12 protein-coding genes and 1 pseudogene are annotated in these 12,574 nt (G+C 75.0%); 6 read left to right on the top strand and 7 right to left on the bottom strand.

Annotated elements, in window-relative coordinates; translation table 11 throughout:
- Window positions 1-311: 311 nt before the first annotated feature.
- The 3 genes from menD to menB all read right to left on the bottom strand — a co-directional run bounded on the left by menD (window position 312) and on the right by menB (window position 4,129).
- On the bottom strand, window positions 312-1,982 hold the full coding sequence (gene menD / locus D450_RS0103420) for a 2-succinyl-5-enolpyruvyl-6-hydroxy-3-cyclohexene-1-carboxylic-acid synthase (RefSeq protein ID WP_026128359.1): 1,671 nt from the start codon (window positions 1,980-1,982) through the stop codon (window positions 312-314).
- A 336-nt stretch (window positions 1,983-2,318) separates the two neighbouring features.
- Window positions 2,319-3,263, bottom strand: coding sequence for an o-succinylbenzoate synthase (locus D450_RS0103415; protein ID WP_017537276.1), 945 nt, complete (start codon window positions 3,261-3,263; stop codon window positions 2,319-2,321).
- A 26-nt stretch (window positions 3,264-3,289) separates the two neighbouring features.
- The gene (gene menB / locus D450_RS0103410; protein ID WP_026128358.1) at window positions 3,290-4,129 is read right to left on the bottom strand and encodes a 1,4-dihydroxy-2-naphthoyl-CoA synthase; all 840 of its coding nucleotides are present in this window, start codon (window positions 4,127-4,129) and stop codon (window positions 3,290-3,292) included.
- Between the two features lie 147 nt (window positions 4,130-4,276).
- Between menB and D450_RS0103405 the strand changes: the two genes are divergently transcribed.
- The 4 genes from D450_RS0103405 to D450_RS0103390 all read left to right on the top strand — a co-directional run bounded on the left by D450_RS0103405 (window position 4,277) and on the right by D450_RS0103390 (window position 8,456).
- The gene (locus D450_RS0103405) at window positions 4,277-5,473 is read left to right on the top strand and encodes an AMP-binding protein (protein ID WP_017537274.1); all 1,197 of its coding nucleotides are present in this window, start codon (window positions 4,277-4,279) and stop codon (window positions 5,471-5,473) included.
- Window positions 5,474-5,855: 382 nt separating this feature from the next.
- On the top strand, window positions 5,856-7,181 hold the full coding sequence (locus D450_RS0103400; RefSeq protein WP_026124043.1) for an RNA polymerase sigma factor: 1,326 nt from the start codon (window positions 5,856-5,858) through the stop codon (window positions 7,179-7,181).
- Between the two features lie 244 nt (window positions 7,182-7,425).
- A complete protein-coding gene (locus D450_RS0103395; RefSeq protein ID WP_017537272.1) occupies window positions 7,426-7,749 on the top strand; it encodes a hypothetical protein in 324 nt (107 codons plus the stop codon).
- Between the two features lie 89 nt (window positions 7,750-7,838).
- A complete protein-coding gene (locus D450_RS0103390; protein WP_017537271.1) occupies window positions 7,839-8,456 on the top strand; it encodes a TetR/AcrR family transcriptional regulator in 618 nt (205 codons plus the stop codon).
- Window positions 8,457-8,484: 28 nt separating this feature from the next.
- On the opposite strand, the gene D450_RS0103385 is transcribed toward D450_RS0103390, so the two are convergent.
- Window positions 8,485-8,874 (bottom strand): GntR family transcriptional regulator, encoded by a 390-nt coding sequence (locus D450_RS0103385; RefSeq protein ID WP_017537270.1) that lies wholly within the window; start codon window positions 8,872-8,874, stop codon window positions 8,485-8,487.
- A gap of 153 nt (window positions 8,875-9,027) precedes the next feature.
- Window positions 9,028-9,423, bottom strand: coding sequence for a hypothetical protein (locus D450_RS0103380; RefSeq protein ID WP_017537269.1), 396 nt, complete (start codon window positions 9,421-9,423; stop codon window positions 9,028-9,030).
- 112 nt (window positions 9,424-9,535) lie between these two features.
- Between D450_RS0103380 and D450_RS0103375 the strand changes: the two genes are divergently transcribed.
- Window positions 9,536-10,228, top strand: a complete 693-nt coding sequence (locus D450_RS0103375; protein WP_017537268.1) for a TetR/AcrR family transcriptional regulator C-terminal domain-containing protein — start codon at window positions 9,536-9,538, stop codon at window positions 10,226-10,228.
- A gap of 9 nt (window positions 10,229-10,237) precedes the next feature.
- Here D450_RS0103375 and D450_RS0103370 read toward each other — a convergent pair whose 3' ends face one another.
- Together D450_RS0103370 and D450_RS0103365 are read right to left on the bottom strand one after the other, a co-directional pair.
- The gene (locus tag D450_RS0103370) at window positions 10,238-10,900 is read right to left on the bottom strand and encodes a response regulator (protein WP_017537267.1); all 663 of its coding nucleotides are present in this window, start codon (window positions 10,898-10,900) and stop codon (window positions 10,238-10,240) included.
- Entirely contained in the window at window positions 10,897-12,165 is a 1,269-nt protein-coding gene (locus tag D450_RS0103365) for a sensor histidine kinase (RefSeq protein ID WP_017537266.1), read from the bottom strand. Before D450_RS0103365 ends, D450_RS0103370 begins: the two co-directional genes overlap by 4 nt.
- 137 nt (window positions 12,166-12,302) lie before the next feature.
- Here D450_RS0103365 and D450_RS0103360 point away from each other — a divergent pair.
- A pseudogene (locus D450_RS0103360) lies at window positions 12,303-12,574 on the top strand (hypothetical protein); the annotation flags it as partial.

The raw sequence follows: 12,574 nt of genomic DNA, 5'->3' as shown, positions 1-12,574 counted from the left end.
GTCCCGGACTTCTCCGGCGACCTGTCCTGGCTCGCCGCCGAGGTCGCCTCGGGCCGCCTGGACCCGGGCATCGTCCGGCGGGACCCGTGGACCCGCCACGAGGAGGCCGCCCGCGCACTGCTCGAAGGCCGCCTGCGCGGCAAGGCCGTGCTCGACGTGGACTGAGGCACCGCGGAACACGGCCGACGGAAACGACCCCACGAAGCCCTAGGCGGCCGTCGCCGGTCTTGTCGGGCTGTGGTGGGAACGGATCCCGACCACCGCAGGGAGCACCCTGCCGCCCCGGGGGCACCTCAGGCGCCCGGGGCGGGTCATCCCTCCAGGGCCCGGTCCACGGCCTGTTGGATGCGGGCGCGCAGCGCCGCCGCGTCGGACCGGCCGGTGCGCACCTCGATCAGCCGCAGCCCCTCGCCGAGCAGCGCCTTGGGCAGGTCGCTCGCCCACTCCAGGCGCGTGTAGCCGACGTCGGCCATGGCCGCCACCCGTTCCATCGACACCCCGTGCGGCGTGCCGAAGACCCTCTCGAAGTCCGGGTGCCCCGCCTGCTCGAGGCCGGAGAAGATACCGCCGCCGTCGTTGTTGACCACCATCACCGCCAGGTCCGGCCGGGGCTCGCCCGGGCCGATGACCAGGCCGTTCTGGTCGTGCAGCACCGCGAGGTCCCCCAGCAGGGCGAAGGCGCCCCCGCCGCCGTCGGCCTGGTGGGCCAGGGCCGCACCCACCGCCGTGGAGACCGTGCCGTCGATGCCGCTCACCCCGCGGTTGCCGATGATGCGCGCCCCGCAGCGGGAGGCCATCGCGGCGTCCAGGTCGCGGATCGGCATGCTCGACCCGGCGAACAGCAGTGATCCGTTCGGCAGCTGCGCGGCCAGGTCCCGGGCCAGCCGGGGCTCGCTGAGCGCCTCCTCGGCGTCGAGCACCCCGTCCACGGCCGCGCGCGCCGCCGCCTCGGCCCGCCTCCAGGACGCGGCCCAGGCGGTGTCCGGGTCGGCGCCCTCGGGCGCCGCGAGCGCCGGCACCACCTGGCAGGCGGTCCGCACCGGATCGGCGAAATGGCGCGGGTCGCCCACCGCGATGTGCCGCCGCGCACTGCGCAGATAGGACAGGAGCTGCCGGGACAGGCCCGGGCGCCCCACGCTGACCACCAGGTCGGGCACGTGCTCACGCGCGAAGGCGGGGTTGGCCAGCAGCTCCCGGTAGGCGGAGGCCGCCTCGGCGCGGCGCGCGTTGGAGGTGGGCTCGGCCAGCAGCGGCCACCCCGTGCGCGCCGACAGCGCCAGGAAGGGCACCGGGTCGTAGTCGCCGTCGCCGCAGACGATCACCCCCCGCTCCACGGCGGGGGCCCGCACCGGCTCGGGCTCGCCCGGCACGGCGGGCCCGGTGAACCACGGCGCGTCCTCGGCGCGCCCGTCCAGCGGCTCGGGCCACTCCGGGGCGTCCGGCCCCTGGTCCGGCACGAGCGGCTCGCGGAAGGCCAGGTTGAGGTGGGCCGGCCCGGGGTGGTCGGGGCCGGTGGCCGCCCAGGCGCGGCACGCCAGCGACCGCCAGTAGGCGACCATGCCCGGCACCGGCTCGGGCACCCCGGCCTCGGCGAAGAAGCGCACGGCGGGGCCGTAGAGGCGGATCTGGTCCACCGTCTGGTTGGCGCCGGTGGCGCGCAGCTCGGGCGGCCGGTCGGCGGTCAGGACCAGCAGCGGCACCCCGGCGTGGTCGGCCTCCATCACGGCCGGGTGGAAGTTGGCCGCCGCCGTGCCCGAGGTGCACACCAGCGCGACCGCGCGGCGCGAGGCGCGCGCCAGGCCCAGCGCGCAGAAGGCCGCCGACCGCTCGTCGATGCGCACGTGGACGCGCACGCCGGGGTGGGCGACCAGGGCCAGCGCCAAGGGGGTCGAGCGCGACCCCGGGGCGACGACCGCCTCGGCCAGCCCGCAGCGGGCGAGCTCATCGACGAGGACCCGCGCCATCGCGGTCGAAGGATTCATGCAGAACAGCTCTCACGTAGTCGTCTTCAGGACAGTACCGGCGTAACCTCCGCCGAACCCCCTATCGGGTGCAACGGCCCACCGCCGCCGCATGGTCCCCCCGCGGGTGCGAAACTCCCCACTTTCCCGGCCCCCGGGACCGGGCCGAAAGGAATGGCGACGGATCGCTCGCGACCTGAGAACAGCCCTCGGGGCCGTGCGGTGCGAACCCCACCGCCTCTGTCTGCCACCGCCCAAGGGCCCCGGGAGTCCGGTCCGCGCCCGGTTCCCCGTCTCCCTGAACGGACGGTGCGCCGGCGCACCGGAGGTGCGGGCGTGCCAACGCCTGTTCCCCGCTCAGGCGGCGCCACACCCCCGCGCCGCCGCACGGGCGGCCGACATCCGGTCCCTCCAGCCCTCAGGAGCGATCTCCACCGCCTCCAACAGACGCGGGTCCACCTCCGGCCGGCGCACCGGAAGCACCCCGCCGACCGGGAGCATCGGCTCGGCGCACACGTCGGACCGCAGCAGCTGCACCGTCGCCAGGCCGCAGGCATAGGGCAGCTCCGGCAGCGCGGCGGCCAGGGCCACCCCCGCGGCGATGCCCACCGACGTCTCCACCGCGCTGGAGACCACCACGGGCAGCCCGCACGCCTCGGCCACCCGCAGAGCGGGGCGCACCCCGCCCAGCGGCTGGACCTTCAGCACCACGATGTCGGCGGCCTCGGCGGCCCGGACCCGCATCGGGTCCTCGGCCTTGCGGATCGACTCGTCGGCCGCCACGGGGACCCCCGAGCGGCGCCGCACCCGCGCCAGCTCCTCCAGCGACGGGCACGGCTGTTCGGCGTACTCCAGGTCGAACCGGTCCAGCGCGCGCAGCATCCGCACGGCGGTGTCGGCGTCCCAGCCGCCATTGGCGTCCACCCGGATCCGGCCCGAAGGGCCCAGCGCGTCGCGCACCGCCTCCACACGCTCCAGGTCCTCGGCGGGGTCCTGGCCGCGNCGGCAGCCGCCGGCGGCCACGATGCGCGCCGCCTCCTGCGGCCCCACCGCCGGGACCGTGACGTTCACCGGAACGCCGTCGCGCACCGGCTCGGGCCAGCCCTCCTCGGCCGCCTCGCGGCACGCGGCCCACCACCGGGCGCACTCGGCGGGCCCGTACTCGGCGAAGGGCGAGAACTCGCCCCACCCCGCCGGCCCGCGCACGACAAGGCCCTCCCGGGCCCGCACGCCGCGAAAGCGCGTCCTCATCGGGATCGAGAACGCCCGCCCCGCCGCGTCACGCTCGGCCGTCCCGGCCATCGCGGCCCCCTCCCCCTCGGCCCGGCTCAGGGGCGGCGGGGGAAGCGGTCGAACTCCGGCCGCCGCTTCTCCTTGAAGGCGTCCCGCCCCTCCTGGGCCTCCTCGCTCATGTAGTAGAGCATGGTGGCGTCACCGGCGAACTGCTGCATGCCCGCCGCGCCGTCGCTGACCGCGTTGATCGCGCCCTTGACCATGCGCAGCGCCAGCGGGGACTTCTCCAGCATCTCCCGGGCCCAGGCCACGGTCTCCTCCTCCAGGCGCTCCAGCGGCACCACGGTGTTGACCAGGCCCATGTCCTGGGCCTCCTCCGCGGTGTACTGGCGGCACAGGTACCAGATCTCGCGGGCCTTCTTCAGCCCCACGGTCTGGGCCAGCAGCCAGGAGCCGTACCCGCCGTCGAACGAGCCGACCTTCGGTCCGGTCTGGCCGAACCGCGCGTTGTCGGCGGCGATGGTCAGGTCGCAGCACACGTGCAGCACGTGGCCGCCGCCGATCGCCCAGCCGGCGACCATGGCGACCACCGGCTTGGGCATCCGGCGGATCTGCACCTGCAGATCGAGCACGTTCAGCCGGCCGATCCCCTGGCGGGCCACCGTGTCGTCGCCCATGTAGCCGTCCTCGCCGCGGATCTTCTGGTCCCCGCCGGAGCAGAAGGCCTTGTCGCCGGCGCCGGTGAGGATGACCACGCCGACCTCGGAGTCGTCGCGGGCGGCGTTGAAGGCGTCCTGCAGCTCGAACAGCGTCTGGGGGCGGAAGGCGTTGTGCACCTCCGGCCGGTTGATCGTGATCTTGGCGATGCCCTCGGCGGTCTCATAGATGATGTCGGAGTACTCACCCGACCGCTGCCACTTCACGCCACTCACGATGTCGTCATCTCCTCTAGCCAGACGTCGGCCATTGCGCCGTGCCGGCCGGCCCGGGCGGCTCCCGGTACCGGACGGTACGTCGGATGAGCTTAGTAGCCCGCGGGGGCGCGGCCGCACGCCCGCCACCGTGGGCTACCCTCGGGGGACGTGCCGGAACGACGACTGCACGCGCTCCTGGGCCCCGAGCCCGCGCGCCTGAGCGAACTCCTGGCCGCCGCGCTCGACGGGAGCGGTCCGGCCCTTCTGCCGATCGACCCCGCGCTGCCCGAGCCGCGCGTGCGCGCCCTGCTGGACGCGCTGCGCCCGGCCGCCCTGCACACCCCCGACGGGGTGCGGCCCCTGCCCGGCGCCGAACCGGTCCCCGACGGCACCGCCCTGACCATCGCCACCTCCGGGTCCACCGGCACACCCAAGGGCGTGCTGCTCTCCGCCGCGGCCCTGCGCCACTCGGCGCACGCCTCCCTGGAGCGGATCGGCGCCCGGCCCGGGGACCGCTGGCTGTGCACCCTGCCCACCGCCCACATCTCGGGCCTGCTGGTGGTGCTGCGCGCCCTGCAAGGGGGAACCGAGCCGCTGCACACGCCCTTCGACACCGAGGCGGTCATGGCCGCGGCCGCCGAGCACCGCCCGCACGTGTCGCTGGTCCCCACCCAGCTGCGCCGCCTGCTCGCCGCCGGGGCCGACCTGTCCCTGTTCGGCAGCGTCCTGCTGGGCGGCGCCGCCGCCGAGGGCCCGCTGCTGCGCGCCGCCCGCGAGGCGGGCGGCCGGATCGTCACCACCTACGGGATGAGCGAGACCTGCGGCGGGTGCGTCTACGACGGCCGGCCGCTGGAGGGCGTGCGCGCCCGCACCGATGCCGAGGGGCGCATCCTGCTGTCCGGGCCGGTGCTGTTCTCCGGCTACCGCGGACCCGCCGGGGACACCGCCTCGGCGCTGGTGCGCGACGGCGACGGGGCGGCCTGGCTGCGCACCGGCGACCTGGGGTCGGTGGACGGCGACGGGCGGGTGCGGGTGCGCGGCCGCGCCGACGACGTGATCAACACCGGCGGCCACAAGGTCGTGGCCGGCGAGGTGGCCGGGGTGCTGGCCGGCCTGGACGCGGTCGCCGAGGCCGCCGTGGTGGGCCGCCCCGACCCCGAGTGGGGCGAGCGCGTCACCGCCGTCGTCGTGCCCGCCGACCCCCACGCCCCGCCCGACCTGGAGGAGCTGCGCGCCGCCGTCCGGGCCCGCCTGGCCCCCTACGCCGCCCCCCGCGAACTCGACCTGCGCCCCCGCCTGCCCCTGCTGCCCTCGGGAAAGACCGACCTGGCCGCGCTGAGGACCCCGCCGGACGTCCGCGATTGACGCGCCCGCGCGCGGGCAGCATGATCATGAGCGGTCGGACGGATCCGGCGAATCGGGGGAACTCATCGCGCCCTGCGGGCGTCTACACGGCAGACCGCTCTGTTCGGCGCCCGAGGGCGCCCGGTCGGCGCGGAAGTCCGGATCCGTCCACGGGGGGAGTGGTACCCGCCGTCGCGAAGGGGCCGGCAGCGGCCGGACGTCCCGTCCGCCGCGCGGTCCACCGTCCCGCAGAACCCTAGGCCGTGACCTGAACCACGACCGGCGATATCCAATCGAGACCGGGAACATTTGACTCTCTGACACGTTAGACATATTGGCGCGCCAAGACGGCGGATCCAGGCCGCCGCGTGCCACAGGTCTTGGAAGGGAGGGAGGTGCCTTCATGACGCGCACTGCCCTAGCCACTTCTCCCACGGTGGCGGACACCCCGGACACCGCGGGCGGCGCCGCGGCCGCGTCCGCGGCGCTGGACGAGCTCATCACCCGGGGGCGCTCCCAGGGACACCTGTCCCTGTCGGAGCTGCGCGCGGCGTTCACCGAGGCCGGCATCAGCCCGGCCGACGGGCGCTCCATCCTCCGGGAGCTCACCGACTCCGGGGTGCGGCTCGCCAACGGGGGCGACGATGCCGCGACGGTGGAGGCGGTCGACGCCGACACCGAGGACGAGGCGCTCGAAGACGCCCTCGACACGGCCAAGGACGAGGCGCGCGGGAAGGGCACCGAGGCGGCCGAGGTCGAGGTCGACCTCGACGACCAGTCCCCCGCCATGGGCGACTCGGTGCACACCTACCTCAAGGCCATCGGGCGCCGCCAGCTGCTCACGGCCGAGCAGGAGGTGGACCTGTCCAAGCGCATCGAGGCCGGTCTGTACGCAGAGTACCGCCTGGGGCAGCTGCCCGAGGCGCACGATCCGCCGACCGGTGCCGAGTCCGCGGCGATGAACGCGGCCGAGCGCGAGGAGCTGGAGTGGGTGGCCGAGGACGGCCGCCAGGCCAAGCAGCACATGCTGGAGGCCAACCTGCGGCTGGTGGTCTCGGTCGCCAAGAAGTACAGCGACCGCGGCATGTCCCTGCTGGACGTGGTCCAGGAGGGCAACCTCGGGCTGATCCGCGCCGTGGAGAAGTTCGACTACGCCAAGGGCTACAAGTTCTCCACCTACGCCATGTGGTGGATCCGGCAGGCAATACAGCGCGGATTCGCCGACTCGGCGCGCACCATCCGCCTGCCCGTCCACGTGCTGGAACTGCTCAGCAAGGTCAGCCGCCTGGAGCGGGACATGCACCAGACCCTGGGGCGTGAACCCACCCCCGACGAGCTGGCCCACGAGCTGGACAAGACCCCGGCCCAGATCGAGGAGCTGCTGCGGGTCACCCGCCAGCCGATCAGCCTGGACTCCACGATCGGCGAGGACGGCGAGACCCGCATCGGCGACCTGATCGAGGACATCGACGCCTCGGAGGCCTCCGAGGTCGTCGACCGCCAGCTCATGGCCGACCAGCTGCGCCGCGCACTGGACGACCTGGAGCCGCGCGAGGCCACCATCATGTCGCTGCGGTTCGGCCTGATGGACGGGCGCCCGCGCACCCTCGACGAGATCGGCAAGCACCTCGGCCTGACCCGGGAGCGCATCCGGCAGCTGGAGAAGCAGTCGCTGTCCAAGCTGCGGCACCCCAGCCGCGCCCAGCAGCTGCTGGACTTCGCCAGCTGACCCTGCCCTCCGAGAAACCGCATACAAGGCCCCGCGCCCGCCCCACGGCGGGCGCGGGGCCTTTTCAGGGGCCCTCGCAGGGCACCCGCCCCGCCTTCCCTCAGGGAAGACCCTGACTCCCCCCTGGGATGCACCGCCGCCCCTGCCCAGCGGCCGCGCGCTGAGCGACAATCGAGGCATGACTTCGCAGACTCCCGGGCAGCCCGCCACACCACGCGCCCCCAAGGACGAGGTCTCCGCCGCGTTGCAGACCAGTCGGGAGCTCGGCCCTGACTACGACGACGCCGTGGCCGCCTCGCTCGCCGACAAGCTCGACGCCGCCATCGACGCCCGCGTGCGCGAGCACGTGGCCGCCGCACAGCAGCCCGCGCAGCAGCGTCCCCAGCGGATGAGCTACGACGAGCAGTGGAAGAGCCCGCGGCTGATCGTGGGGATCATCGCCATGGTGACCGCGATCCCCCTCACCGCCATCAGCGGCGGGATCATGGGCCTCGGCGGCGTGGCCCTCGCCTGGCTCGGGCTGCTCCTGGTCTACATCGTCTCCGTCATCGGCCTGGGCCGCCGCTGAGCAGAGGCCGGCGCCCCCGCGGCCGTTATGGTGGGTCCGGTACGACGGCCCAGGGGGCGACGCCGCCCCCACCGCACCCCGGGGAGACCGTGAGCGCCCAGCCCGCCGAGCAGAACCTCACCGCCCGCGAGCGCAACGAGCGGCGGCGCCGCGCCCGCATCCTCCGGGCCGCGGCCGCACTGGCCGCACGCGGCGGACTGGAGAGCGTGCACATGCGCGACGTGGCCGAGCGCGCCGACGTCGCCCTGGCCACGCTGTACCGCTACTACCCCTCCAAGACGCACCTGATGGTGGCCGTCCTGGCCGACGAGATCGCCTCGCTGGACGACTCGATCCGCCGGCGCCCCCTGATCGGCGACCGGCCCGGGGAGCGCGCCGCCTCGGTCCTGGTCCGCACCGCCCGCTGGATCATGCGCGAGCCGGAACTGGCCGACGCGATGCTGCGCGCCGCCAACTCCGCCGACGCCTCGGTCGTGGACTGGCGCTCGGCCGTCCAGGACCGCCTCACCTCGGTCGTGCTCTACAGCGCCTACGGTCCCGAGGCCGCGGAGGCGCCCAGCGCCCGCTCCCGGCTCCTGGCCCGCGCTCTGCACGAGGTGTGGACGCAGGAGCTGGTCCTGCTGCTGCACGGGTCCACCACCCTGGACGAGCTGGAACTGACCATCGGCGAGGTGGCGCCCCGCCTCCTGGACGACGGACCCGCCTGAGGGCCCCGGAACACGACGCGCGGAAGGCTCAGTGGCCGCCCTCCGCCTGGCGGAGGGCGGCCGCGACGATGTCCAGGGCCTCCTCCCGGTCCAGGCCCAGGCGGGAGACCGCCTCGGCGTAGACCCGCGCGGCCGCGACCGCCTCCGCGCGCTGGGCGTCGCCGCCCGCGGCCACGAACGTGCCCGAGCGGCCGCGGGTCTCCAGCACGCCCGCCTGCTCCAGCTCCCGGTAGGCCCGCGCCACCGTGTTGACCGCCACCGCCAGCCCGCCCGCCAGCGAGCGCACCGTGGGCAGCCTGTACCCGACCGGGATCTCCCCCTCGGCCGCGGCGTTCGCGATCGCGGCGCGGATCTGCTCGTAGGGAGGGACCCGCGAATCCGGGTCGATGTCGATGAAGTCCGGGACTTCGGTCGCCACTGCCAGTCCTGCCGTCCTCGGTCCGGTCCTCCCGGCGGTCGCCGGGGCCCACAGCCACTGCGGCCCGACGCTCGCCGACGGGCCGCCGGGGCGCCCGGACACCGGTCCGCCGCCCCCTCCCCGATCCTGCCATCGGGGAGGGGGCGGCGCACCTCAGACCCCGGCGGGGCGGCGGGGAACCCGCTCGATCCCGTGCAGGCGGTGCCGCTCGCGCTCGGTGAGCAGGCGCTCGGCGCGCTCGGTGGCCACGCGGATCTCGGGCTTGGCCAGGCGCTTGCGCCGGTAGAGGCGGTCGGAGTAGCCCCGCGCCCCCACCAGCACCCGCTCCTGGGCGTAGGCGGCGCGCGCGGCGTCGGTCAGGGCGGCGTCCAGGGCCTTGCCCAGCCGGCTGACCTCCTCCACGTCCGCGCCGTCCTCGTGGGCGGCGACGAGCGCCGACTCGGCCTCGGCGACCGCCTTCATCAGCTCCGGAAGGCGTTCCGCGTGCTCGCGGTCCTCGCTCAGGCGGCGCTGGTCGTCCTCGTCGCCCTTGCGGCCGAACAGACCCATGCTCACTCCCCATCGTGCTCGTGCCGATCGCCCCACAACTGTAGTGTGTCGGGGATCACGACGGCGAGGCGGTCCGCGTCTCCGTGGCGGACCTTTACTGAGTAGATCTAGAGTGGCGCCCGTGAGCCGAAACAACGCCGGTCTGAGCACCGATCGCATCATCGTCGAAGCACTGCGCATCATCGACGGCCAAGGGCTGCGGCGGCTGACCATGCGCCGCCTCGGCGACTCGATGGAGGTGGAGGCCATGGCGGTCTACCACCACTTCCCGCTCGGCAAGGAGCAGCTCTTCGAGGCCATCGCCGAGTACATCACCGACGTGCACCGGGAGCGGGCCGAGGCGCACACCGAGGAATCCCCTGAGGACGGGACAGCCGAAGGGGAGGCCGACGAGGAGGAGGCCGACGAGCGCCCCTGGGACGAGCGACTGCGATCGTGGGCCTACGACTACCGCGCCGCCCTGCTCAAGCACTCAGGCGCCCTCCCTCTGCTGATCAACCGCCGCCCCGACACCGAGGCCGCGGTGCGCTCCCTGGAGCTGCAGTACGCCGCCTTCACGGAGGCCGGCCTGGAGGGCCGCGACGTCGTGAACGCGGCGGCGGCGCTGGAGTCGTACGTGACCGGGGCCGTGGTCCACGAGGTCCGGGCGGGCGGCCTGGAGAGCCCCCACCCGGCCCGCCTCGACGGCCGCTTCCCCACGGTCACCGCACTGCGGGAGACGGCGCTCGACCACGAGCAGGCCTTCGCCGAGGGCCTGGAGAGGCTGCTGAAGGCGTGGACAGGTGTCGGCCCCGACACGTCGTGAGGCCGCCCCTCAGACTCCGTCGGAGGCCTCTTGGGCGACGATGGCCGCCTGCACCCGGCTCCGCAGGTCGAGCTTGGCCAGGATCCGGCTCACGTGCGTCTTCGCCGTGGTCTCCGTGATCCCCAGCCTCCTGGAGATCTGCCGGTTGGACAGGCCCTCGCCCACGCAGCGCAGCACCTCCCGCTCCCGGGCCGTCAGCTGCTCCAGGGCCTCCGGCGCCACCTGGGGACGGTCGGGCCGGTCGGCCTCCCGCCCCGGCGGGACCGCGAACTCGGCGATCAGCCGCCGCGTGACCGCCGGAGCGATCATCCCCTCTCCGCGCGCGACCACCCGCACCGCCTCGACCAGCGCGTCCGCCTCGATGTTCTTCAGCAGGAACCCGGCCGCCCCGGCCCGCAGCGCCCCGAAGACGTACTCGTCCAGGTCGAAGGTGGTCAGCACCAGCACGTCGGTCCCGCTGCCGGCCAGTTCGCGGGCGGCGGCGATGCCGTCCTTGCGGGGCATGCGCACGTCCATCAGCACCACGTCCGGGCGGGTGCGCCGCACGGCGGCCACCGCCTCCTCGCCGTCGCCGGCCTCGGCCACGACGTCGATGTCCGGCGCGCCGTCCAGGATCATCACCAGTCCCGAGCGCACCGCCCACTGGTCCTCGGCCACCACGACCCTGATCACTGCCCGGCCTCCGTCCGCACCGGCAGCTCGGCCCGGACCCGCCACAGCCGCCCGTCCCCGGACGGCCCCGCGCAGAACACCCCGCCCAGAAGGTCCGCCCGCTCGCGCATGCCCACCAGTCCCATCCCCGCCCCCAGCGGGTCGGGCGGCGCGGCGCCCGCCACCGGGTTCTCCACGGCCACCACCAGCCGGTCCGCGCCCCCGGCGGGAGGGTAGTCCAGCGCGACCCGCACCCGAGGCGGGTCCGCGTAGCGCAGCGCGTTGGTCAGCGCCTCCTGGAGGATCCTGTAGGCGGCCGCGTCCACCTGCGGCGGCAGCGGCCCCCGGTCGCCGCGCTCGCGCACCTCCACCTCCAGCCCCGCCTCCCGGGCGGTGCGCACCAGCAGGTCGGCCTCGCCGACCCGCGGCGTGATCCGCTCCCCGGCCGGCGCCTCCCCCGTCCGCAGAACCCCGATCATCCTGCGCATCTCCTCCAGTCCCTGCACGCTGTTGTCCCGGACCACCACCAGCACCCGGCGCACCAGCTCCGGGTCGAACGGCTCGCGCGAGAGCGCCGCCGTGGACTGCACCGCGACCGCGCTCATGTGGTTGGCGATGACGTCGTGCAGCTCCCGGGCCACCCGGGCCCGCTCCTCGGCCACCGCGCGGGCGCGGTCGAGCTCGGCCATGCGCACCCGCTCCTCGGCCCGCTCGCGCTCCAGGTCGGCGCGCCCCCGGTGCTCCCGCACGCTCCACCCGGCGACCACCGGGAGCGCGAACACCATCACGTAGAGCCCGATCAGCTGCAGGTAGGCCAGCGCGCCGTCGACCTGCCCGGCCGCGTACAGCCAGCCCCCGGCGGCCACCACGGCGGCGCCGCCGGCGGCCACCGCGCTCAGCGCGCCGAACGCGCTGCGCCTGCGCCCCCACACGCACGCCGCGTACAGCAGGTCGCCGTAGGCCAGGTACACCCCGCTGGAGGGCCCGAACAGCGTGTCGACGGCCAGGACGGCGGTCCCGGCGGCCAGCGCCGCCCCGGGGGCGGTGCGGCGCAGGAGCATCAGCGCGCACATCACGGCCACGGTCGCCAGCAGGACCGCCGGAGCGGTGCCGTCGCGGTGCACGTACGCGCCCAGCGCCCACAGCAGCACGCCCATCGACAGGTGCACCGCGGCCCACACGGCGCTGCCCAGGTACAGCCGCCCGCCGAGGACCCGGCGGTCCCGGTGGACGGCGCCCAGCAGTACGCCCTTCTCCGCCAGGGCCCGGCGCAGTCCTGTGGTCACGGCTCCATCCCAGCACGGACACGGCCGGCGGGCGTACAGCGAAGGTCGTACGGCGGTCTCCTCCCCGCGCCGATGCGCGCGGCGGGCGCCCGCGCGATGCTCGGTCCGGCACCATCGACGACACCGGGGGCACACCGATGATCGTGGGGTTCATCCTCGCCTGCGAGGCCCTGTTCTGGGTCCTGCTGTCCGGCGGCCTGGCCGTCCGCTACCTGCTGCGCCTGCGCACGCTCAGCACGGTCCTGCTGCTGCTCGTGCCCGTGCTGGACGTGGTGCTGCTCGCGGCGATCGCCCTGCACCTGGCCTCGGGGGCGCAGGCCGACACCGGTCACGGCCTGGGCGCCCTGTACCTGGGGTTCACCGTGGCCTGGGGGCACCCGGTGATCCGGTGGGCCGACGCCCGCTTCGC

The organism is Nocardiopsis halophila DSM 44494, assembly GCF_000341245.1.
Lineage (GTDB): Bacteria > Actinomycetota > Actinomycetes > Streptosporangiales > Streptosporangiaceae > Nocardiopsis_A > Nocardiopsis_A halophila.
This window is presented reverse-complemented; position numbering and strand designations above follow the sequence as displayed.

What these genes read in the sequence shown, in the direction of transcription:
- menD (WP_026128359.1), bottom strand. Translation starts at nt 1,982, where the DNA reads ATGAATCCTTCGACCGCGATGGCGCGGGTCCTCGTCGATGAGCTCGCC.
- D450_RS0103400 (WP_026124043.1), top strand. Translation starts at nt 5,856, where the DNA reads ATGACGCGCACTGCCCTAGCCACTTCTCCCACGGTGGCGGACACCCCG.
- D450_RS0103380 (WP_017537269.1), bottom strand. Translation starts at nt 9,423, where the DNA reads ATGGGTCTGTTCGGCCGCAAGGGCGACGAGGACGACCAGCGCCGCCTG.